This is a genomic window from Daejeonella sp. (assembly GCF_044342615.1).
Classification (GTDB): Bacteria; Bacteroidota; Bacteroidia; order Sphingobacteriales; family Sphingobacteriaceae; genus Daejeonella.
Map to the genome: position 1 here is coordinate 1 of NZ_JBIIPN010000032.1, position 22,891 is coordinate 22,891.

Annotated in this window: 16 protein-coding genes, 1 tRNA gene and 1 pseudogene; 8 read left to right on the forward strand and 10 right to left on the reverse strand. The window is 36.2% G+C overall.

The genetic code is table 11. The annotated features are described in order from the left end of the window. Positions 1-170: 170 nt before the first annotated feature. The gene (locus ACIQ0D_RS04540) at positions 171-1,340 is read right to left on the reverse strand and encodes a trans-sulfuration enzyme family protein (protein WP_395803379.1); all 1,170 of its coding nucleotides are present in this window, start codon (positions 1,338-1,340) and stop codon (positions 171-173) included. 222 nt (positions 1,341-1,562) lie between these two features. Beyond that, a complete protein-coding gene (locus tag ACIQ0D_RS04545; RefSeq protein ID WP_395803380.1) occupies positions 1,563-2,006 on the reverse strand; it encodes an RrF2 family transcriptional regulator in 444 nt (147 codons plus the stop codon). Between the two features lie 119 nt (positions 2,007-2,125). Between ACIQ0D_RS04545 and ACIQ0D_RS04550 the strand changes: the two genes are divergently transcribed. After that, entirely contained in the window at positions 2,126-3,229 is a 1,104-nt protein-coding gene (locus ACIQ0D_RS04550; protein WP_395803381.1) for an SGNH/GDSL hydrolase family protein, read from the forward strand. Between the two features lie 32 nt (positions 3,230-3,261). Here the strand turns inward: ACIQ0D_RS04550 and uvrA are convergent, their stop codons facing one another. After that, complete coding sequence (uvrA, locus tag ACIQ0D_RS04555; protein ID WP_395803382.1) at positions 3,262-6,063, reverse strand: excinuclease ABC subunit UvrA; 2,802 nt, start codon at positions 6,061-6,063, stop codon at positions 3,262-3,264. A gap of 232 nt (positions 6,064-6,295) precedes the next feature. Between uvrA and ACIQ0D_RS04560 the strand changes: the two genes are divergently transcribed. The 4 genes from ACIQ0D_RS04560 (at position 6,296) to recA (ending at position 9,117) form a co-directional block, all read left to right on the forward strand. After that, a complete protein-coding gene (locus ACIQ0D_RS04560; RefSeq protein ID WP_395803383.1) occupies positions 6,296-6,892 on the forward strand; it encodes an RNA polymerase sigma factor in 597 nt (198 codons plus the stop codon). 65 nt (positions 6,893-6,957) lie between these two features. Then, complete coding sequence (locus ACIQ0D_RS04565; RefSeq protein WP_395803384.1) at positions 6,958-7,149, forward strand: hypothetical protein; 192 nt, start codon at positions 6,958-6,960, stop codon at positions 7,147-7,149. Positions 7,150-7,222: 73 nt separating this feature from the next. Beyond that, positions 7,223-7,990: an endonuclease III gene (nth, locus tag ACIQ0D_RS04570; protein WP_395803385.1), complete on the forward strand. Its 768-nt coding sequence runs from the start codon at positions 7,223-7,225 to the stop codon at positions 7,988-7,990. Positions 7,991-8,106: 116 nt separating this feature from the next. After that, positions 8,107-9,117, forward strand: a complete 1,011-nt coding sequence (gene recA / locus ACIQ0D_RS04575; protein ID WP_395803386.1) for a recombinase RecA — start codon at positions 8,107-8,109, stop codon at positions 9,115-9,117. A gap of 88 nt (positions 9,118-9,205) precedes the next feature. Here recA and ACIQ0D_RS04580 read toward each other — a convergent pair whose 3' ends face one another. The 3 genes from ACIQ0D_RS04580 to tsaD all read right to left on the reverse strand — a co-directional run bounded on the left by ACIQ0D_RS04580 (position 9,206) and on the right by tsaD (position 11,904). After that, positions 9,206-10,510, reverse strand: a complete 1,305-nt coding sequence (locus ACIQ0D_RS04580) for an acetylxylan esterase (protein WP_395803387.1) — start codon at positions 10,508-10,510, stop codon at positions 9,206-9,208. Between the two features lie 172 nt (positions 10,511-10,682). Further along, on the reverse strand, positions 10,683-10,853 hold the full coding sequence (locus ACIQ0D_RS04585; RefSeq protein WP_395803388.1) for a hypothetical protein: 171 nt from the start codon (positions 10,851-10,853) through the stop codon (positions 10,683-10,685). A 52-nt stretch (positions 10,854-10,905) separates the two neighbouring features. Beyond that, positions 10,906-11,904, reverse strand: a complete 999-nt coding sequence (gene tsaD / locus ACIQ0D_RS04590; RefSeq protein ID WP_395803389.1) for a tRNA (adenosine(37)-N6)-threonylcarbamoyltransferase complex transferase subunit TsaD — start codon at positions 11,902-11,904, stop codon at positions 10,906-10,908. 76 nt (positions 11,905-11,980) lie between these two features. On the opposite strand from tsaD, the gene ACIQ0D_RS04595 reads away from it, so the two are divergent. Next, complete coding sequence (locus tag ACIQ0D_RS04595) at positions 11,981-16,444, forward strand: translocation/assembly module TamB domain-containing protein (RefSeq protein WP_395803390.1); 4,464 nt, start codon at positions 11,981-11,983, stop codon at positions 16,442-16,444. A gap of 5 nt (positions 16,445-16,449) precedes the next feature. Here the strand turns inward: ACIQ0D_RS04595 and ACIQ0D_RS04600 are convergent, their stop codons facing one another. The 3 genes from ACIQ0D_RS04600 to ACIQ0D_RS04610 all read right to left on the reverse strand — a co-directional run bounded on the left by ACIQ0D_RS04600 (position 16,450) and on the right by ACIQ0D_RS04610 (position 20,099). Next, positions 16,450-17,658 carry a bifunctional 3,4-dihydroxy-2-butanone-4-phosphate synthase/GTP cyclohydrolase II gene (locus tag ACIQ0D_RS04600; protein WP_395803394.1) on the reverse strand — a complete coding sequence of 403 codons (1,209 nt, stop codon included), beginning with the start codon at positions 17,656-17,658 and terminating at the stop codon, positions 16,450-16,452. A 609-nt stretch (positions 17,659-18,267) separates the two neighbouring features. Then, a complete protein-coding gene (locus ACIQ0D_RS04605; RefSeq protein WP_395803391.1) occupies positions 18,268-19,692 on the reverse strand; it encodes an LptF/LptG family permease in 1,425 nt (474 codons plus the stop codon). 26 nt (positions 19,693-19,718) lie between these two features. Beyond that, positions 19,719-20,099, reverse strand: a complete 381-nt coding sequence (locus ACIQ0D_RS04610; RefSeq protein WP_395803392.1) for an START-like domain-containing protein — start codon at positions 20,097-20,099, stop codon at positions 19,719-19,721. Positions 20,100-20,289: 190 nt separating this feature from the next. Here ACIQ0D_RS04610 and ACIQ0D_RS04615 point away from each other — a divergent pair. Beyond that, positions 20,290-20,363, forward strand: a tRNA-Met gene (locus ACIQ0D_RS04615). A 244-nt stretch (positions 20,364-20,607) separates the two neighbouring features. Here ACIQ0D_RS04615 and ACIQ0D_RS04620 read toward each other — a convergent pair. After that, a complete protein-coding gene (locus ACIQ0D_RS04620) occupies positions 20,608-21,960 on the reverse strand; it encodes a hypothetical protein (RefSeq protein WP_395803393.1) in 1,353 nt (450 codons plus the stop codon). 373 nt (positions 21,961-22,333) lie between these two features. Between ACIQ0D_RS04620 and ACIQ0D_RS04625 the strand changes: the two are divergent. Then, positions 22,334-22,891 (forward strand): annotated as a pseudogene (locus tag ACIQ0D_RS04625) (hypothetical protein); the annotation flags it as partial.

Genomic DNA, 22,891 nt, shown 5'->3' on the forward strand with positions numbered 1-22,891 from the left:
TAATATCTAATTTATTAGTAAAAATAATGTGAGAAATCACCTGATCTTCCCAGCCAAAACTCGTTGAAAATATAATTTCCCCTGGAAAACGTTCTACCAATGCTTGAAGCGATTTTTCGATGCTTAGACCCGCTATTTCTGCTAGTATTTCGACCGATTTATCCATTTTTTTAATTGATTGATTGATTAAGTGCATTCGTTAAATCATTCAAAATATCATCAATATCCTCTAAACCGACAGAAATACGTATACTCCCAGGATAAATTCCTATTTGAGCGCGCTCAGCATCACTTAATTTAGAATGAGTTGTGGATGCGGGATGAGTAACAATCGAACGGGTATCCCCTAAGTTTGGTGATAAACAGATCATTTGAAGTGCATCCATAAATCGCTTTGCACGATCAAAACCGCCTTTTACAATGAACGTGACAATTCCACCACCTTGCTTCATCTGGCGTTTTGCCAATTCATATTGTGGATGTGAAGGCAAGAAAGGATAACGAACAATTTCCACTTCGGGATGTTGCTCAAGCGTTTCGGCCACTTTTAATGCATTTGAACAATGTCTATCCATACGTACAGAAAGTGTCTCAAGACTTTTGGAGATGGTCCATGCGTTAAAAGCCGACATTGCGGGGCCTGTATGGCGGATGAAAAACATAAGTTCCTTCATCAAATCCTTGCGACCAACCACCACTCCACCTAGTACTCTACCTTGTCCGTCCATGTATTTTGTAGCCGAGTGACTCACCAAATCGGCACCAAAATGAATAGGTTTTTGTAAATATGGTGTGGCAAAGCAATTATCGACGTTCAGAATGAAGTTGTGCTTTTTCTTTAGCTGTCCAAGCCATTCTAAATCTACCAGCTCCAAACCAGGATTTGATGGTGTTTCTAGGAAAACCATTTTCGTTTCAGGACGTAATGCAGCTTCAAACTCTTCTGGTTTAGATGCATCTACGTAAGTGGTTGTAATTCCCCAACGAGGCAATAAAGCTGTAAAAAGTTGATGAGTAGAACCGAAAATAGAACGAAAAGCCACAATATGATCACCACTGCGTAATAGTCCGGCAATGGAGGCAAAAACTGCTGCCATTCCCGAAGAAAAAGCTAAACCTGCTTCAGCACCTTCAAAATCACGCACTTTTTCAATAAATTCAGTTGTATTTGGATTAGAATAACGAGAATAAATATTTCCCTCAATTTCATCAGCAAACATTGCTCTTCCATGCTCTGCATCATCAAATACAAAGCTTGAGGTTAGATATAAAGGCACAGAATGTTCTCTATTGGTAGAGCGAGCTGCTTGAGTACGAATTAATTTGGATTGTTCTTTCATTTTTATTGAGGATTTTGAGCTAATTAAATAAAATTATCGCAATTAAGTCTAAAATCTTGAATATTGTTATTTCAGCTTCTTTTTTCAACAGCATAAATATTAAGAATCGATAGTCCTACATTTTTATTAATAAAAAGCGAACTAATATTGATGGAATATTAAAATCAATTGCAAAAATAGAATAATGTATATAGATTTAGTAGACTTTATTTCAAAAAAAATTTACACCTTTAAACTATCAATTAAGTGGCCTTCACGGCGGATTACATCAGCAATGCTAGTCTCACTTAAAATTTTTAAAGTGGCATTTCTAACTTCCAAAAACACATCGCGAACGCCACATGTTGCTTCATTTGAGCATTCTTCACAGCGCTGATAAAAATTGAGACTCACACAAGGAAGAAGTGCTACGGGGCCACCGGTAAGGCGTAAAACTTGAACAACAAAAATCTCTGCAGGATCCTTTACTAGCCCGTAGCCACCTCCAGCCCCTTTTTTACTAAAAAGCAGACCCGCATTCCTCAGGTCCAATAATATTTGTTCTAGAAATTTTTTAGGAATATGTTCTTCCGAAGCAATTTTTTGGATCTGCATGGGTGCTTCACCAAAATTTTTACCCAAGATTACAAGGGCTTTTATTGCATATCGCGTCTTTTTTGAAAGCATATTCTATTTAAGATAGTTATTAAAACAAATTAACGGAAATTCTTTTTATAAATTATTGAAACTATTTATCAGTAATTGTCTCATTAAAAAAATCAGCTATATTTAATCAAAACAAAAACATGAATAAAATTCTACTTACCCTCCTTGTAATTTGCTTCAATAGCAACATTTTCGCACAAAATTTGAGTCCCAAGCAGGATAAAATAATTTATTATGGGAAAGAGCATTTTATAATTGAAGGAAGTGGTATCCCTGAAAATGAAAAGGAAAGTCCCTATGATAGGCTCCCAATTACATCTAAAGATAAAGTAAGAAAAGCGGTTTGGGATCTCTCTAAAAACTCGGCGGGAATTACGATTAGATTTTTTTCTAACTCAAGCCAGATAAAGATTAAATGGGATCTTTTAAATGATACCCGAATGAACCATATGGCCGAAACAGGCATCAAAGGAGTTGATTTATACACACGTGTAAATGGAGAATGGAAATATGTGAATACAGGCAAGCCAACTGGGAAGAATAATGAGGCTGGTCTGGTAAGCACCCTTTCGAAAGAAAATCGTGAGTTTAAAGTCTGGCTGCCTCTTTACGATGGGGTGACTAAATTGGAGATTGGAATTGACAGTCTGGCGAGCATTGAAAAGCCTATGGCTAGCAATAAATTGCCCATTGTTTTTTATGGAACAAGCATCACTCAAGGTGGATGTGCATCTCGCACAGGAATGGCTTATACGACTATAATTTCAAGAAAAATGGATGTAGATTGTATCAATTTAGGTTTTAGCGGGAATGGGAAAATGGAAGATGCTGTGGTAGATGTGATTGGCGGCATCAAAGCCTCATATTATGTGATTGACTGTCTGCCAAACATGACTGTTGCTGAAGTTTACGAGCGTGTTGCACCACTTGCAAACAGTTTGAGAGCTCGGAATGTAAATACACCCATTGTATTTGTTGAGAACATTGAATATTCTAAAATCTTTTATGAAGAAGCCACAAGAAAATTAATTCAAGATAAAAATAACGCTTTAAAAGCAGAATTTGAGAAACTAGAAAAATCAGGCATGCAAAACATACACTACATCACTGCTAAAAATGCTATTGGCGAGGATAATGAAGCTACTGTTGATGGTGTACACCTAACAGATTTAGGTTATATGCGCATGGCAGATCACTTAATAAAAGAATTCAACAAAAAGAATATACGAATAAAAACTGAATAAAACAAGAAAAAAGCGATTTATTCACCCTTAGTTTATTCAAATCGTTCTTTCAGGAAGCTTCCTGTAAAGGAGTTTTCTGCTTTGATTAAATCTTCGGGTAGGCCTTCAAAAACTACATTACCTCCATTATTTCCGCCTCCGGGACCGATATCGATGATCCAATCGGCACATTTGATTACATCCATATTGTGTTCAATCACGATGATGGTATTTCCTTGTTCTATGAGGGCATCAAAAGATTTAAGTAATTTCTTGATATCATGAAAATGGAGACCAGTAGTTGGCTCATCAAAAATAAAGAGAGTTTTGCTGCTATTATTGCCCTTTACGAGGAATGAAGCAAGTTTTATACGTTGAGCTTCACCGCCCGAAAGTGTGTTAGACGATTGCCCCAAATGAACATAACCTAAGCCCACATCAGCAAGAGGCTTTATTTTTGCGACAATTTTGGCTTCCGAATGAAAAAACTCGAGTGCCTCATCGATGGTCATATCAAGCACATCAAATACGTTCTTGTCCTTATAAGTTACATCCAGCACATGCTGTTTGAAGCGTTTTCCATCACATGCTTCACAAGGAAGGTAGATATCCGCCATAAACTGCATTTCAATTTTCACTTCACCTTCACCCTGACAAACATCACATCTTCCACCCTCCACATTGAAAGAAAATGCCGAAGGCTTTAATCCCGATGCTTTTGCTGCCCCTTGAGAAGCAAATAAATTCCGGATTTCATCCCAGGCTTTTACATAGGTTACCGGATTAGAGCGTGAAGAACGACCAATCGGATTTTGATCTACAATTTCTACCTGTTCAATTTTATTAAAATCGCCATCAATAGAATCGTAAGCCCCTGTTTGCTCTCCCGAATAATTGCCAATTGCTTTTTGTATAGCAGGTTGCAAAATACGTTTTACCAAGGAGGTCTTACCCGAACCAGAAACCCCCGAAACTACGGTCAATACATTAAGAGGAAACTTAACATCCACATGTTGAAGGTTATTTTCCCTTGCACCCTTAATTTCAATAAAATCGCTCCATTTTCTACGAGTTGGTGGGATAGCGATAGATTGTTTTCCACTTAAATATTGGCCGGTAAGGCTTTCTTCAGATTTTAATATCTCGGAGAAAGTCCCCGTAAAAATTAAATTACCACCGTGAGTACCCGCTTCGGGACCGATATCAATAATATGATCAGCAGCTTTCATGATTTCTTCCTCATGTTCAACCACTAAAACGGTATTTCCAACATCACGAAGCGACATCAATACTTCTATTAATCGCTGGGTATCTCTAGGATGAAGTCCGATACTAGGCTCATCAAGCACATAAACCGATCCTACAAGAGAACTACCTAATGAAGTCGCTAAATTTATACGTTGCGATTCACCTCCAGAAAGCGTATTTGACAACCTGTTGAGGGTTAAATAGCTCAATCCCACATCATTTAAGAATTTGATGCGGTTTGTAATTTCCATAAGCAAGCGCTTAGAGATTTTTAATTTTAGAGGATCAAGCTCTAGATTTGAGAAAAAATCTAATGCTTTATCAAGTGGCATAAGCACAATATCTGTGATCGAATGATCAGCAATTTTGACGTTAGAGGCATCCTGTCGGAGTCGGCTACCAAGGCATTCAGGGCAATTCGTTTTACCACGATATCTGGAAAGCATCACTCTGTACTGTATTTTATACGTTTGAGCTTCTAGCTCCTTAAAAAAATCATCTAATCCACTAAAATATTGATTACCGGTCCACAGTAGCTGTTTCTGCTCTGCTGTAAGCTGATTGTATGAGCGATGGATAGGAAAATCAAATTTAAGTGCATTTTTCACGAGACGATTAAGCCATTCGCCCATTTTTTCGCCCCTCCAAGGAGCGATGGCGCCATCAAAAACAGATTTACTTTTATCAGGAACCACAAGATCCTCATCGATACCCACAATTCGGCCATAGCCTTCACATCGCTTACAAGCACCAAAAGGGTTGTTAAAACTGAAGAAATTGGGAGAAGGTTCTTCAAACCGGATGCCATCAAGTTCAAAACGATCGCAAAAAACATGCTTTTGACCGTTTACATCGAGATAACAATCACCACGACCTTCAAAAAAAGCCGTTTGGATGGAATCAGCTGTACGACTTAAGGTTTCCTCATCATCAGCAACAGAAACGCGATCAATTACAATTTGAATGGCAACGTCATTGCCTGATTTAATATTTCCGGTCGACTGATCATCCAGGATATCCTCAATTTTGGATAGTTTATCGTTAATTAAAACACGAGTAAAGCCTTTTTGAAGCAAAACTGCAAGCTCCTCTTTGAGAGAGCGGTCGTTATGAGGATGTAAAGGGCATGACACCGTTACAGAAGTCCCCTCCTCAAGTGTAGAAATAAAATTGATTACATCGGTAACGGTATCTTTTTTAACCTCTCTACCCGAAATTGGCGAAATAGTTGTTCCGATGCGGGAAAATAGCAATTTTAAGTAATCGTAAATCTCGGTGGAAGTACCAACTGTTGAACGAGGATTGCTTGTAATTACCTTCTGCTCAATGGCAATAGCGGGAGCAATACCCTTAATATAATCCACATCAGGCTTATTCATACGGCCCATAAACTGGCGGGCATAAGATGATAAACTTTCTACATAGCGCCTCTGTCCTTCTGCATAAAGCGTATCAAAGGCTAAAGACGATTTTCCAGAACCAGACATGCCAGTAATGACAACCAGTTTATTTTTAGGAATTGCGACATCAATATTCTTTAAATTATGAACCCTCGCACCTTTTATAATAATATGTTTTTTAGGATCTTTTTCCGCTTCTTTATTCATTGTAGAACTTAACACTGCTTTTAACACGTATATATTGGTAAACCCGATATTTCGAATTGCAAAAATACGGCTATAAGTGCTTAAATTAGAATGATTTCAATTATTATTTGATTTTGGCAAAATTTTTGCTTGAATTAAGTATTACAATTTTCATTTTATAATTAAAGGAGGAATTCTATCGAATAAACTATACTCAAACAGATTTCATTATTTATATCAATAAGAATTAATTATGAGTACTACTGATATTCGTACGATAAGTGACCAAGATTTGGTACAGCAATATATTAATGGACATGAAGCGGGTCTGGAGGAACTCATTCGTAGACATAAATCCAAAATATACACCTCTATTTATCATTTAGTAAAGGATTCCGATTTAGCAGAGGATATTTTCCAAGATGCTTTTATAAAGGTTATCAATACACTTAAAACTTCAAAATACAATGAAGAGGGTAAATTTCTACCGTGGGTGATACGTATTTCGCATAATCTTGTAATAGATCACTTCAGAAAGGAAAAGCGCAAGCCGATGGTAGCCAATGTGGAGGGTTTCGATATTTTTGATGTTATAAAAGTTTATGATGAAAACGCAGAGGACAAAATTATCCGCGAGCAAAACCACAAGGATTTAAGAACTTTGATTCATTTACTCCCATCAGAACAAAAGGAAGTCCTAATTATGCGTCATTTTGGGGAATTAAGTTTCAAAGAAATTTCGGATATCACGGGTGTAAGTATCAATACAGCTTTGGGCAGAATGCGCTATGCTTTAAATAATTTACGGAAAATGATGCAAACAAAGGAATTGGCATTAAAGAATATTTAAAAAATATATTTTCTATGTAAAACATTCCTATCTTAAATGCGTTTTAATTAAAAATGAGATTGCGTATGATAGAAATAACTACTCCAAAAACGAATGCTATACAAGAGACAAAATCAGAAATTGATCCTAATTTAGAGGAGCTTAATACTGAGGATCAGTCTTTTTATTCATCCATTGTGCCCGATTTAAATGCGCTGCTTGAGGATCCTAATCCAGAAATTATAAATAAAATAGTAAATTACTCTAAATCAGTATAAATTTAGAAAGACCAAATAAAAATTTGGTCTTTTTTGTGAGCATGATTAAGGTAATGAGGACTATATTTGTATTGTGTTAAGAAAAGACAGATATAAAGCCTTTGTTGAATATTTCTCTTCCCATCAACCGGAAGCTGAGACCGAATTACATTATGAAAACCCCTATCAGTTATTGGTAGCTGTAATATTATCAGCTCAGTGTACCGATAAAAGAATCAATCAGGTTACCCCAAAACTATTTGAGCGATTTCCAACACCCGAGAGTCTGGCACAATCCAATTCTGAAGAAGTCTTTGGATATATTCGTAGTGTTAGTTACCCTAACAATAAGGCAAAGCATTTGGTTGGGATGGCCGAAAAACTGGTACATAATTTTGGCAGTGAAGTACCCTCATCAATTGAAGACCTTCAAACTTTACCAGGCGTAGGCCGAAAAACAGCCAATGTAATTGCATCGGTGGTGTTTAGTGCGCCAGCTATGGCTGTTGATACCCATGTATTTAGAGTATCTAATCGCATCGGACTAACAAGAAATGCAAAAACACCGCTAGCTGTTGAAAAACAATTAGTAGAATTCCTCCCCAAAGAAAAAATACACATTGCACATCACTGGTTAATATTACATGGCAGGTATACCTGCTTAGCTAGAAGCCCCAAGTGCACAATATGCCCATTATCAAGTATTTGCAAATATTTTGCCCAAAGTCAGACAGAGGGTGCATTAAAAAAAGCGGAGGCCTTAGAATTAAAAAAGAAGCGCGAATTAAAAAAGAAGCAAGCCGCGAAGAAGACGGGCAGTATTTTGAAGAAAATGGCTGCAAAAAGAAAAAAACAAGAATAAAATAATCAATTAATCAATATATTGAAAACCGTTTACTAAAAATATTCACACATTTTGATAAAATTTTTAGCATTTATAAAATAAATTTTTATTTTTGAGGACGATAAACTAAAAAAATGAGCAACGCAGATAAATTAAAAGCTTTACAGCTTACGCTGGATAAACTTGAAAAATCATACGGAAAAGGCACCGTTATGAAATTAGGCGATAATGCAGTGGAGGCGATTGAGTCTATTTCAACCGGTTCCATAAGTCTTGATATTGCATTGGGTATTGGCGGACTACCAAAGGGTCGTGTTATTGAAATTTACGGTCCGGAATCTTCTGGTAAAACTACACTTGCCATCCATGCGATAGCTGAAGCACAGAAAAAAGGTGGTATTGCAGCATTTATTGATGCGGAACATGCTTTTGATAAGTTTTATGCTAGTAAACTGGGTGTTGATATTGAAAACTTATTGATTTCACAACCAGATAATGGTGAGCAGGCATTAGAAATTGCAGATAATTTGATACGTTCAGGTGCTATTGACATCATCGTAATCGACTCTGTTGCTGCTTTAGTGCCAAAAGCTGAGATTGAGGGTGAGATGGGTGATTCAAAAATGGGTTTACATGCTCGTTTAATGTCGCAAGCTTTACGTAAATTAACGGGAACTATTTCAAAAACAGGATGTTGCTGTATTTTCATCAACCAGTTACGTGATAAGATTGGTGTGATGTTTGGCAGCCCTGAAACTACAACAGGTGGTAATGCACTTAAATTTTATGCTTCTGTGCGTTTAGATATACGTCGTATTTCACAAATTAAAGATACTGATGAGGTTTCTGGAAACAGAGCGAAGGTAAAAGTTGTGAAAAATAAATTGGCGCCACCTTTCCGAATTGCTGAGTTTGACATTATGTTCGGACAAGGGATTTCGAAGGCGGGTGAGATTATTGACCTAGGTGTTGACTTTGAAATTATTAAAAAAGCTGGCTCATGGTTTAGCTATGGCGAAACAAAATTAGGTCAGGGGCGTGATGCAGTAAAGCAATTATTGCTCGATAACCCAGATTTAATGGATGAGCTTGAAGCTAAAATCAAGGACACTGTGACAGCTGATAAGCTTGAAGAAAAAGAATAATCTTTGAAAATTTAAAAGTAATTTTTTAAATATTTTTACAAAGCCCGCATTAATAATGCGGGCTTTTTTTATGCAAAAAGGTAAAAGCTTAATTTACTTTCAGCTGTTTATGGAGCCAACTTTCCATATTTTCACGCTGCTCAGGGTAAAGCCAATGACCAGTTTCCTGAGCTATGAACAGTATTTTTGGCGCTGAAATAACGTTGTAAGCGGCATGCATGGATGTAGGCGGACAAGTTTCATCGTTAAAACCCCAACTATACATTCCTGGCACTTTCAACAATTTGGCAAAATTTACCACATCATAATAGGTGCTAGTTTTAATCTTATCTGTTGTACTAGTAAGCGTAGCATTTCCCTTATTAAATAAATGCGGCCAACCACCAGCGCGACCGATCATAAAACCAGTCAAATCACTCAAGGCTGGATAATAAGCGCCTAAAAACTTAACCCGCGAGTCAAGAGCAGCGGTAATAATAGACAATGCACCACCCTGACTGCCACCTGTTACCCCCAAAGTAGAACCGTCGTACTGTGCAAGAGAAGTTAGGAAATCGTTGGCGCGAATGCAGCCCATATAAACCCTTTTATAGTAATAACGATCACGGTCATCGAGATTAGAGGATTGATATCCAGACAATGCGCCGGCAGCGAGATTAGCATAAACGTTAGGATCCATCGTTACTGGCACACCATGGATACCAATTTCTAAGGTGATTACCCCTTTCTCGGCAGTAGCAACATCCCCATTATAAGGTCTTACACCAGCCCCTGGGACTCTAAGCAATGCTGGATATTTCCCTTCCTTTTTAGGAACACACAAAATTCCGTAGATTCTGCTCCCTAGGCGAAAATTTTGAAAACTAACATGATAAACATTCACTTTTTCTGTGGAGCGTTCAGGCAATAAGGTCATACGTGAATCCATAGGAATTTTCGCCAATTCAGCTTTAGAATCATCCCAAAATTGTGTAAAATCTGAAGGAACAGTTTCCGCTGCAGGTTTAATTTTATCAGGGTTATAAGCAACAGTAGCCAAACCTCTATAGGTTTTACCATTAACTTCGGCGGATACAGTACAACGATAAAAACCTGGAGTGTTCATGGTGCCTCCCATGATGGTATGTTGACCATCCTCCAATTCAAGAGCAGCAGTCACTTCACTAGCCATTCTTTCAGGTCCCAGTTCATATTTCACTTTCACGTTTTTCAGGGGATTCCCGTACTGAAGGACTGAAACTTTAAATTTGACTTTTTCACCAATATTATATTGCCAATTTGGATGATCTGGAGCAATAATAAGCTTTACATTTTGCTCAACAGGCTGAGTATAAGCTTGCAAGGAACAAATAATAACCAAGAAGACAAGAACTGAAGATTTGATTTTTTCCATTTAATGAAAGGTTTTACAAGAAAAAGGAAAGCAAATGACAATTAAGCGCTTACCAATTTCTGTAGTTTGAAAATTATTAAATGTTAAATTCGGCAATAAAGGACTTTAAAGCAAATTTATTTTAGAGCACAAAAAAATGAGCTAGATTAATTCTAAGAAAAGACAGGGTATACTATTTACCCTTAGTCATGAAGTACATGAACCAAACGCCCACAATTACAATAAAAGCGAGAACATAGAGCCCTATTTTACCTTTGCGTTTATCTTGACGCATTACCCAAATTAATAAACCTGTTAAAGGAATTAAAAAAACTAAATAGAAAATAAGACTTACTGCGCTCATAATATGTATTTGTAAAGCTTCTTTTTATAATTTTAGAGAAGCATAAAAAAAATTAAAACTTCATTCGGGCCATTGGAGCCACATCTTGTCCAACAAAATCCTTGTTTAGAAATTTATAGTATCCTGCAATTGCAATCATTGCAGCATTATCGGTACAATATTCAAATTTAGGGATAAAAACATTCCAATTTAACTCTACTGCTACTTGATTGAGTGCAGCTCTAAGTCCAGAATTTGCCGAAACCCCACCTGCAATAGCGATATTATTAATATCAAATTGAGTTGCTGCTTTTTTTAATTTATTAAGCAATATGGAGATAATACGTTCTTGAACAGATGCACACACATCTGCTAGATTATTTTGCAAGAAATCTGGATCATCTTTTACCCTATCTCTTACGAAATACATGATAGAAGTTTTTAAGCCGCTAAAACTAAAATCAAGTCCGGGAATCTGTGGCTCAGGGAATTGGAAAGCAAATTTATTGCCCTCTTTAGCATACTTATCAATTAATGGTCCGCCAGGATAAGGCAAGCCAAGCAATTTAGCTGTTTTATCAAAAGCTTCGCCAGCAGCATCATCTGTTGTTTGACCCACAACCTCCATATCAAAATAATCCCTCACCAAAACAATTTGTGTATGCCCACCAGAAACAGTTAAACAAATAAATGGGAATGATGGCATATTATCAATAAAATGAGCTAAAATATGCGCCTGCATATGATTTACCTCAATAAGTGGCAGATTATTTGCTAAGGCAAAGGCTTTGGCGAATGATGTTCCTACAATTAAGGAGCCTAATAATCCTGGTCCGCGAGTAAAAGCAACCGCATCAATGTCATTTTTGTGTATTTTTGCATCAGCAATTGCCTGATGAACGGCAGGAATTATGTTTTGTTGATGAACCCTTGAGGCCAATTCGGGAATTACACCACCATATTTTTGATGGATAGCCTGATTAGCGATAATATTAGAGCAGATTTTACCATCAATACAGATGGATGCAGAAGTATCGTCACAAGAAGACTCAATGCCTAGGATAATTGCCAAAATTTTAAATTAAGATTGTTAAAAATTATTTAAATACAAATTTATCAAAAAAGGACTAAAAATAGCATTTTGGGTGATGACAACATTTTTATTGTTGCTCATTGGCCTGTTTATTTCTCTACAATTTAAGCCTGTACAAACATATCTGGCAAAAAAAGCAGCTGAAAAGCTTTCTCGCGACTGGCAAACCCAGGTTTATGTAGGAGCTTTACACGTTAAATCGTTTAAAACTGTTGAGCTAGATTCACTATTTGTAGAAGATTTGGCGAAAGATACCCTACTTTTCTCACCAAAGTTTAAGCTTGAGCTAAATTATATACCATTCGACCTTAAAAAAATCTCTGTCAAATCGGTGAGAATGGATAATGGGAAGTTCTATTTAAAACAGTTTAAAGACGGGAGTACGAATCTTACATTTATTATAAACTATTTTAAACCAGCAAAAAAAGAGAAAAAGAAGAAAGCAATAACCCTTGATTTGGCTTTAGACAAGGTTGTTTTGAACAATATTTCCTTTAAATACAAGAATTACAATAATTTAAAAACTATAAATGGTGTAAACTTTGATGATATCTATCTAAGTAATTTTAGCACAATCATCACTAACCTTGATACCAAAAATCACCTCGCTAAAATGAGTGTGAAAAACATGACTTTCAGAGAAAAAAGTGGTTTTTATTTAAAAAATCTGACAAGTAATGCAACAATAGACACCAATCAAATGGAATTCAAGGATCTAATTCTTGAAACCGAAAACAGTAAAATAAGCGATTATTTCTTGATGAAATATTCGAGTTTTAAGGACTTCAATAAGTTCAACAGCAGGGTGTTCATGGAGTCAAATTTCAAGAGTTCGAGGTTAAATAGTTCGGACGTTGCATTTTTCTCACCTAATTTGGCAAAATCTACTGTTCTACTTCTATTCAATGGAAAAATTTCTGGATATGTAAATAATTTGAAAGCAAAAGACTTAATAATTCAAAGCGGACAAGCAACTTATGTAAAAGGAGATTTTTCGATAAAAGGTCTGCCAAAGATTAAGGAAACTTTAATGGATTTGAATTTTGAGCAAATATCTACCAATAAAAAAGACCTTGATTTCATCATTTCCAGAGCAACGGGAAACAAAAAATCGCTCATACCTGAATTTACCAATAAACTAGGAACCATTAACTATAAAGGTCGTTTTACAGGATTTATCAATGATTTTATATCCTATGGAGAATTTAAGACAAAAGCTGGGCGGTTAGCTAGTGATATAAACATGAAATTTGGGGAAGATAATGTTCCAAGCTATGAAGGAACATTGAAAGCCATTGATTTTAACTTGGGCGAATTAGCAGGTTTAACAAAATTAGGAAGAACAAGTTTTAGCGCCAAAATAAATGGTAAAGGATTCAAAATCAATACCTTGCAAGAAAAAATACAAAGCAAAGTTCAATATTTCGAGTATAATAATTACCGATACAGCAATATTGATTTGGATGGAAAATTTATCAATAAAATTTTTACGGGTCTAGTAAAAGTAAAAGACAGTAATATAGATCTGGATTTCAATGGGCAAATAGACTTAAATCCTAAAAACCCGATATACAATTTCACTGCTTTAATTGGGGCTGCAAACCTTCAAAAATTAAATTTTACGAAGGATACCATCCAGTTAGATGCTGAGTTGGTTACGAATTTTTCTGGGACTAATTTAGACAATATTGAGGGTTTTGTTTCGGCGAACAGAATTCAAATCAGTAATCCAATAAATTCATTTATAGTTGATTCAATAAATTTAAGAGCACAAGGCACCGGCACAAACCGTTCATTAAGCATTGGTTCAGACATTTTAGATGCGAGCATTAAAGGTCAGTACGACTTAAAAACATTTCCTTCATACTTTAAATCGGTAATAAGCAAGTATATTCCTGCATCGGGATTAAACTTTATTAAACCAGGTATACAAGATTTCACTTTTAGCTTGAATATTAAGTATTTCGACCCTATAAGCATGCTTTTCATTCCGGATTTAAAAATCCCGGAGCAGGCAAGTTTTACAGGAAAGTTTGTCTCAAGTAAAAATATTGCAACATTAAATGGATACGTTAAGCTAATCCAATTCAAAAAAATAAAGATCAATGATTTAATTATCGATGAGGGTATAACAGACGAAGCACTAAACCTATTTATCAGCTCCGAACGGATTGACATTACTGATAGTTTATACATCAAGAATGTGAACATTGCTAATATTCTAAGAAATGACAGTTTGAACCTAAACGTAAAACTATCCGATAAAAATGCGATTAACCAACTGGATTTGAACTCATTAGTGGAGTTTAAAGCGGAGGGTGAAGAAAGAATTAAGCTAAGTATTTTACCATCCGATATTTTGATTAACAGCGAAATTTGGAAGATTCAAGAAAAGGTAAGTTTCAGCTTTGATGAAGGTAGAGGGAAGGATGAAGACTTCAATTTATTCCGTCGGACAAAAATTACGGGATTTGAGTTGTTTAAAGACAATCAAATGCTAACCATAGACGGAATAGTTTCGGAGAATCCTGATGATGAGCTATTTATAGGATTTAATAAATTTAAGCTCGCTTCTATAAATCCATTAAGTAAACCATTAGGTATTACTTTGGGAGGTATTTTGAATGGGAAAGCAACCTTATCTTCACTAAAATCGACACCAAAACTAGAAGCAGGAATAAGAATAGATAGCCTTAATTACAATAATTTAGCGGTAGGCGATCTAAATATGACTGCTGGTGTAGATAATTCCACAAATCTGATAAATGTTAAAGTGGATATTATTGATAAGGGCAGAAAAAATCTAGAAATAGATGGGACTTATAATGCCAGCCCTGATCAAAACAATCTGGACATGAAGTTAATGATGAATAATAATGAAGTTGTTATTTTTCAACCTTTATTAAAGCACTTAATATCTAACATGAAAGGACAAGTATCTGCGGATTTAAGAGTTACCGGCAAACTTAATAATCCGCAAATAAATGGTAGCCTCTCACTGATTAATGCGGGAATGACGGTTAATTACCTGAAAACGCCTTATAGGATTAATGATCAAGTTGAGGTGGAGAACAGCATTATAAAACTGAAAAACCTGAAGATAAAAGACATTAAAAACAATGAGGCTATTGCCAATGGAACGGTTGATATGGCAAATCCAAACAATCCGGAAATACATTTAGATATTAGGACAAACAAGTTTATGGCCTTAAATACCACTTCTAAAGACAATCCACTTTATTATGGTATTGCTTATGGAACTGGACTTTTCAGATTTAACGGACCCACAAACGATATGCGCATTGATATTAATGCGAAAACTGAAGCTGGAACCGTTTTCAACATCCCTCTTAACTCATCTGCCACGGTTAGTAAAAATGATTTTATCACATTTGTATCTTCAGACACTAGTTTAAATAAACCAAAGGAGACTTCATTCAAAGGGCTGACGATGGATTTCAATCTGCAAGTGGATGAGAATTCGGAAGTAAATATTTTCACTGATTTGGGTAGACTAACAGGAAGAGGTAAATCAGAATTAAGCTTAAATATTACTACACTTGGCGATTTCGAGATGTATGGTGATTATCTTATCAGCAGTGGTAAATTTCAATTTACGGCACAAGACTTCATTAATAAAGTATTTAAAATTAGTGAGGGAGGATCCATCCGCTGGACGGGCGATCCTGTGGAAGCGACAATCAATTTAAAAGCATTATATGAGGTAAGAACAGCCATAGCGCCACTTTATTTAGCAGCAGGCAGGGCTAGTGAAGACAATCAAAAGGTTGCTAGTGAAGCGGTAATGAATTTGAGTGGGCCATTAATGACTCCAAATATTTCTTTTGATATTAATTTCCCTGCTAATGCTTATATTAAGGATGAGCTTCAATCTTACCTGAGCGATGTAAACAATACCAATCAGCAGGCTTTGAGCTTAATTGTAAGGCGTTCTTTTGCCGGCAGTGCAGATCAGAGCAACGGCATTGGAGGACTCGCTACATCAACGGTTATCAGTGCTGGATCGGAGTTGTTTTTCAATCAGTTAAATGCCATACTTTCCCAATCATTAAATTTAAATTTTGTGGATTTAAATATTAGGTCGCTAAATGAAGCTGGAGCATCATTCCGCTTCTTAAAAGACCGTTTAATATTAACTGGTGGATTTACAAACAGACTAAATAGCACGAGTACATTTTCAGATTTCTCGGTAATTGGGGGCAATTCACTCATTGCTCGCGAAGTAGAAGCCATCTACCTTCTGAAGAAAAATGGTGATTGGGTTCTTCGTGCATCAAATAAACTAAATAACAGGAGCTTTTTAAGTAATCTTACTACAAACAACGAATATATTAGTGCTGTAGGCTTAGTTTACCGCAAAGATTTCGATAGCTTTAAGGAGCTATTGGGTATTTTGGTTGGGGGAAAGCGAAAAGAAGAGCGTATCAAAGAAAAGAAAAAGGCTCTTCAGGACATTAATGCTATTAAGCCAGAAGAGCCAGAAATTAAGAATGATTAGGCTTATTAGCTATTTTTCATGATGGTATGACCCATCTTATCGCGCTTAGTTTTTAGATAAAGTTCATTATGAATATTCGACTGGATTTCAATTGGAACATTATCAACAACTTCTAATCCATATCCAATTAATCCAGAGCGTTTTGTTGGATTATTAGACATCAATCTCATTTTTTTAATGCCTAAGCTTCTAAGAATTTGGGCGCCAATACCATAATCTCGCTGATCCATTGGGAATCCCAATTGCAGATTGGCATCTACTGTATCTAGGCCATTTTCTTGAAGGTTATAGGCATGCAATTTATTAATTAAGCCGATACCACGACCTTCCTGATTCATATAAATTATTACACCCTTACCCTCTTTTTCGATCATTTCCATGGCTTTATGAAGTTGCGGACCACAATCGCAGCGGCAAGAGCCAAAAATATCGCCGGTGATGCATGAGCTATGTACCCTCACTAAAACAGGCTCATCCTCTTCCCAGCTACCTTTAATAAGGGCCAAATGCTGATCACCAGTAGTGATTTGTGAATAGGCTACCATTTCAAAATCGCCCCATTGCGTAGGTAATTTCACAGAAACCTCTTTTTTGATAAGCGATTCTGTTTTTAAGCGGTAGGAAATTAAATCCTTAATGCTAATTATTTTAAGATTGAATTGCTTGGCGATGATTAAAAGATCGGGTAAGCGAGCCATTTCGCCGTCTTCCTTTAGTATTTCTACCAATACACCTGCAGGTTCAAGTCCGGCTAAAGTAGCTAAATCAACTGCTGCTTCGGTATGCCCTGCTCTGCGGAGCACTCCACCTTGTTTGGCGATTAGTGGGAAAATATGACCTGGACGTCCAAGTTCTTCGGGACTAGTTTTAGGGTCGATTAAGGCTAAAATAGTTTTTGAGCGATCGGAAGCTGAAATACCAGTGGTACAACCATGACCTATAAGGTCGACTGATACTGTAAAATTAGTCTCGTATGCTGCTGTATTATTACCAACCATTAAATCGAGACGAAGGTCTTTACAACGTTCAACTGTTAGTGGCGCACAGATTAAACCACGGCCATGAGTAGCCATAAAGTTTATAATTTCTGGAGTAGCATTAGAAGCTGCTGTTAAGAAATCACCCTCATTTTCTCTGTCTTCATCATCAACAACAATAATAACTTTACCTTCTTTGATATCGTTTATTGCTTCTTCAATCGTGTTAAACATAATTTTGGCCTGTTTTGCAGGTTCTTTCAGATGATAGAAATGTTTAAATCTGAAAGAACAAGCGCTGTAAATAGGGCGCAAATTTACGCATTTTTTTGCATCAAAGATTTCATTTACATGTAAATAGGTCAGATGTTTGCAATTTATTTTTTTAGATGTGAGAGGGGAGAGATGAGATGTGAGATATGAGATGTGAGATATGAGATGTGAGATATGAGATGTGAGATGTGAGATGTGAGATGTGAGATATGAGATGTGAGATATGAGACTGAACACTTGGGTTGCATTGAATTAGGAATTTACTTAAGCATTGTTCCAATTTAGTTATCAGTTACCGCTGGCTGAGGTTCTCGAAGCCCGTTGTCAGTTGTCAGTTGTCAGTTGTCAGTTGTCAGGCTGGGCGGAGATGTACATTCTGCTGGTATCAAGACATTCTGATTTCCTGTGGTTGGTGTTATCACCGTACCACGCTTACCGGTGTAGAATAATACTAGTATGATGGTGAGAGGAGTAAAAGATTAGTAGAAAATGAAAGCTTGAGGACTCGACTGGTACGGACAACACCGACCAGAGACGATTATTAATATACTCAAAAAAAACGACAACTCCAAATCACTCTTCTTTTTTCACAAAAAGTTGTTTAAACCAGCGTTTATAGAAATCGAGGTCGAATAGAGCTGAATCGATGGTTGCTTTATAGGTAAGAAAGGCTCCTAGCGGACTTAAAGTAAAGATAGCGATCCACATCCCTAAAAATGGGGTTAAACTTCCCTCTTTAGCAGATTTTTCACCTATGGTTGAAATGATATGAAAAACGAGGAAAAACATAACCGACATCACAACTGGTAGGCCTAGTCCACCTTTACGAATAATAGCACCCAGTGGCGCACCGATAAAGAAGAGTACCAGACAAGAAAACGCTAGTGTAAATTTTCTATTTAGCTCGATTAAAAACCCTCTCATTCGGGCATTATTATCTTCGATAAACAATTCTTTTCTATTTAGAACCTCTTTGATAGACCTTACCTGCTCATTAGCAGTTTGTAATGACGCAATCTTCTTGTCGGTAGGGATTAGATCCAATACATTTTTATACTTTTTCAGTAAAACAGTTGGAGCTTTAGGATTAAGGGAATCTGTACGATAAGTACGAGCTAGAATACTAAGATCTCGATAAGTTGATCTCAAATTACTATCCCCTTTCATGTTAAAAGAATCTCTATAAAATTTAAGCTGCTTAATGTTAAGCATAGCATAATTCGATTTAAAAAGTTCTTCGTCTGTACGTTTTAACTGAAAACCAGACAAGTCGAAACGTTGTTCGGTTTCCTTAAACTGAGTCCTCATGAGTCTTTGCCTAGGATTATAGGTCCCACTAGTACCTGCTGTCTCCTCATAGCGTTTCCCATCTTTCAGCTTTAAAACTAAGAGTTGATTATCATCTGTGATAAACATCTGACCTTGTTTGGCCATCAACACATTGACATTCCCATTAGTGGTATTCCGTTCATAGATAAGTACATCGTGCAAAGTTTGATCGGGATCTTTTTTCTTCACACGGATAGCATAACCGGGTATACTATTATTAAAAATACCCTCTTTGATTAGGAAGGCGGCTTTTTGATTACGAACATCGTACAAAAGGGAGCCCATTTTCAAATTGGCAACGGGAAGCATATAATCAGAAAAGAAGAAAGCGGAAACACTTAACATGCTAACGCCAATAATTAGAGGCATCATGGCTCTTTGCAGGGAAATTCCGGCCGATTTAATGGCTACGAGTTCATAGTTCTCGCCAAGGCTACCGAAAGTCATGATGGAGGAGAGAAGTATAGCGAGAGGTAATGCCATAGCCACATTGGTTGCTGAAGCATACATCAGCAATTCCAATATTACGTACCACTCAAAGCCCTTTCCTATTAGATCATCGATGTATTTAAATAAAAATAACATCAATAAAACGAACATGACAATGAAAAAGGTAACGATAAAAGGCCTTATAAAGGCCTTAAATACTAATAGGTGTACTTTCTTCACCTTGCAAAAATAGAGAAAATTTATCTCTATGCTCCTAAAACGCTAATCAAATATTGAATTTGATTATCCCAAATGAGTTTACGATCCGAAATTGCATCTTCAGTAGCGAAATCTGTAATGGCCAGCGCGACATCGTTGGTTAACTCATCCTGCACAATTTCCATTTCAAAATAGCAGTGAGGTTCATCATCAAGCCATTTGAATTTGACCCATTTATTTTCTTTTATTGAAAGCAATTTTGCTTTTTGCTCTTCTCCATCCCATGTAAAGGTGTACACTTGGTCTCTATAAGTTACATCATCGGCAAACCACTGCGAAAGACCATTGGGTTCATTTAAAAAACCAAACAATATTTTAGGAGACGATTTAATCTCATACTCTACATTAAACTTTATCTTTTCGGCCATTTCTTTATTATTTATATCGCTTGGCGATTTTTTTTCATCTTTTTTCTAAAGAAAAGTAAATTACTCTATATTTGCAACAGTTTTACGAAGCTTGTTAATATAAATCTTCATAAAGAATCTTTTTTCTTTAGATTTTTTTGATTTTCTCTAAGATAAATCATTGCAAATAGTAAAATATAACCATACCCCTGGCGGGGTAGCTCAGATGGTTAGAGCGCAGGATTCATAACCCTGAGGTCGGCAGTTCGATCCTGCTCCCCGCTACGATTGAAGAACCACTTACGTTAAATCGTGGGTGGTTTTTTTGTTTGTGTGGGTTTCGGCAGAGACACACGGCCGTGTGTCTCCTTGATATTAAATAATTGATCTGGATGATGGTACAGAGACACACGGCCGTGTGTCTCTACGAAAACATCATCGAATAAAAATCAGGCAATCCTAGTCAACCAAATCCACATAAACATTCATTGCAGATTTGGAATCGACAGGCATAATTTATAAAAAAAACTTAAAGCAAGGCAATTAATACTGGCTTCACCTCATCTTTTAAACGATATAAAGTAAGCCGCTTATCCTCTTCAAACTGGAAACGTTCTATGGCATCTTGAACCTGAAAATATAAAAGCAGCTTCATGTTAAGATTGTTTAGAAATTTGGTGCGTATTCGGCGCTGATTTTCTGGTGTTTTTTCCTCTAACTTTAATATTTCATTAATCTGTATTACAGAAATGAACTTTGTAGCTTGTCCATCTGCTTCAGCTTCTATTAATTTCTTAAGTAACATATGCTCTAAGAGCCCGAAATGATGTCCGTTTTTAACAATAGTTGGCGAATGTTGTTGAGGTTTTTTAAAACGTAAATAAGTCACTGCTCCCAAGCCAATCAGAAATAAGCCTGCAACGAGATAGCCATAAAGTGTATAGTTGATATCTTCATAAAATTTACCAATATACTTGGCTTCTTTAAGCAATGCCTTTTTGGACAATTTTACCTGTGTCTTTTGATTCTCCCAATAACTAAAAATAGAATCACCTACGGTATAAAAACTTTTTAAGTGAAAGTATTTAGGGTTAGCTACAACTGAAACTTCATTTTTTATAGGATCAATGATATACATTTTATCAGGTAGCATTTGAATAAAATGTGCGCCATCCCAATACACAATTCTAACGGATTTGAAAGGCAGTAAAGAATTTATTTCTCCAAGTTCTGTCCATTTAAGGGATTTAAAATCAAAAGCATATAGCCTATCACTAATAACTCTGTTGAATTTTTTTAAACCTAACTCTATTTCTGAAGCGCCTGAATAAAAGGTATCATTTTGTTTAGCATAACCTTGGTATCCTTCCGAAAATGACTCTGGACCAAAATTTTCCGTCCGAATGTTTTGCCATTCTTGATTCGTTTGATCATAATAAGTCAAAACCTTACTATAGCTCCAAAATCCATATCCACCAAAATTATATAAGGTATCATTTCTCACAAATTGTGGGGCATTATAATTATAACCCTTAGAATAAGTTTTATCTAAACGAGTTAGCAGTTTTTTAGCTTGATCAAATTGGTACACCTTGCCTGTGCCAGCTACCGTAAATAAAATACTGTCCTGTTTACTTGAATAAAAAAACTGGCTTGAAAATTTCTGAGGTAAATCATCTAATACATTGGAATCAAGAGTAAAAGTCCCAATACTATTCCATATTCCAGCTTGTTTCTCGCGAAAGTAGGTTTTACTATCTACATCAATTCGATCTCTCGAATGTGTTTTGGGATTCATCCATTCGAAATAACGGTTTTGCGATTTTGCAGAATTAAGGATCAATAAAAAATAAATGATGAATATTAGGTATTTTTTTTTCATAGTTGAATATTCTAAACTACTAAAAATATCAAAAATTTAAAAAAAAATCAATCTAAAACAGGTAATAACATATTTGATACACCATTTAACAATAATGTTTTTGGGCTTTAAAAATTCATTGTAGGTTTAAATTTCAACATCTATCATGTTCGTATACACAAGTAGAGACACACGGCCGTGTGTCTCCTTGATATTAAATAATTGATCTGGATGATGTTATAGAGACACACGACCGTGTGCCTCTACCCGCCCATCACATTTCAATTAAATGATAATTTATGAGACACACGACCGTGTGTCTCTACGACATTTTATTTCTATTTGCGATAAATTATTTTATTTATATTTAATAAAATAAACAAATAAATCGCAATTGGACAAATTCAAAAATAAATATAGAATAGCATCACATCGAAAACCAGATTGGGATTATTCGGCAAATGCCCTTTATTTTTTGACCCTTGTTACACAAAACAGGGAATGTAATCTAGCAGAAATTGTAAATTACGGAGATCATGTGCATTCAAAATTATCAAGTTTCGGCGAAATCGTTGAACAGGAATGGTTTAAATCATTTGACATTAGAAAAGAATTAATTCCACACGAATTTATAATCATGCCTAATCATTTACATGGCATTGTTGAAATTAGTAGAGACACACGGCCGTGTGTCTCTATCGCAAATCAAATAAATGATAATGTTGGAGACACACGGCAGTGTGTCTCTACCGCAAATCAAATAAATGATAATGTTGGAGACGCACGGCCGTGTGTCTCTACGGCAAATCAAATAAATGATAATGTTGGAGACGCACGGCCGTGTGTCTCTACGGCAAATCAAATAAATGATAATGTTGGAGACACACGGCAGTGTGTCTCTACCGCAAATCAAATAAATGATAATGTTGGAGACGCACGGCCGTGTGTCTCT

What these genes read in the sequence shown, in the direction of transcription:
- ACIQ0D_RS04580 (WP_395803387.1), bottom strand. Translation starts at nt 10,510, where the DNA reads ATGGAAAAAATCAAATCTTCAGTTCTTGTCTTCTTGGTTATTATTTGT.
- ACIQ0D_RS04560 (WP_395803383.1), top strand. Translation starts at nt 6,296, where the DNA reads ATGAGTACTACTGATATTCGTACGATAAGTGACCAAGATTTGGTACAG.
- ACIQ0D_RS04620 (WP_395803393.1), bottom strand. Translation starts at nt 21,960, where the DNA reads ATGAAAAAAAAATACCTAATATTCATCATTTATTTTTTATTGATCCTT.
- ACIQ0D_RS04565 (WP_395803384.1), top strand. Translation starts at nt 6,958, where the DNA reads ATGATAGAAATAACTACTCCAAAAACGAATGCTATACAAGAGACAAAA.
- ACIQ0D_RS04540 (WP_395803379.1), bottom strand. Translation starts at nt 1,340, where the DNA reads ATGAAAGAACAATCCAAATTAATTCGTACTCAAGCAGCTCGCTCTACC.
- recA (WP_395803386.1), top strand. Translation starts at nt 8,107, where the DNA reads ATGAGCAACGCAGATAAATTAAAAGCTTTACAGCTTACGCTGGATAAA.
- ACIQ0D_RS04585 (WP_395803388.1), bottom strand. Translation starts at nt 10,853, where the DNA reads ATGAGCGCAGTAAGTCTTATTTTCTATTTAGTTTTTTTAATTCCTTTA.
- uvrA (WP_395803382.1), bottom strand. Translation starts at nt 6,063, where the DNA reads ATGAATAAAGAAGCGGAAAAAGATCCTAAAAAACATATTATTATAAAA.
- ACIQ0D_RS04550 (WP_395803381.1), top strand. Translation starts at nt 2,126, where the DNA reads ATGAATAAAATTCTACTTACCCTCCTTGTAATTTGCTTCAATAGCAAC.
- ACIQ0D_RS04595 (WP_395803390.1), top strand. Translation starts at nt 11,981, where the DNA reads ATGACAACATTTTTATTGTTGCTCATTGGCCTGTTTATTTCTCTACAA.
- ACIQ0D_RS04610 (WP_395803392.1), bottom strand. Translation starts at nt 20,099, where the DNA reads ATGGCCGAAAAGATAAAGTTTAATGTAGAGTATGAGATTAAATCGTCT.
- ACIQ0D_RS04545 (WP_395803380.1), bottom strand. Translation starts at nt 2,006, where the DNA reads ATGCTTTCAAAAAAGACGCGATATGCAATAAAAGCCCTTGTAATCTTG.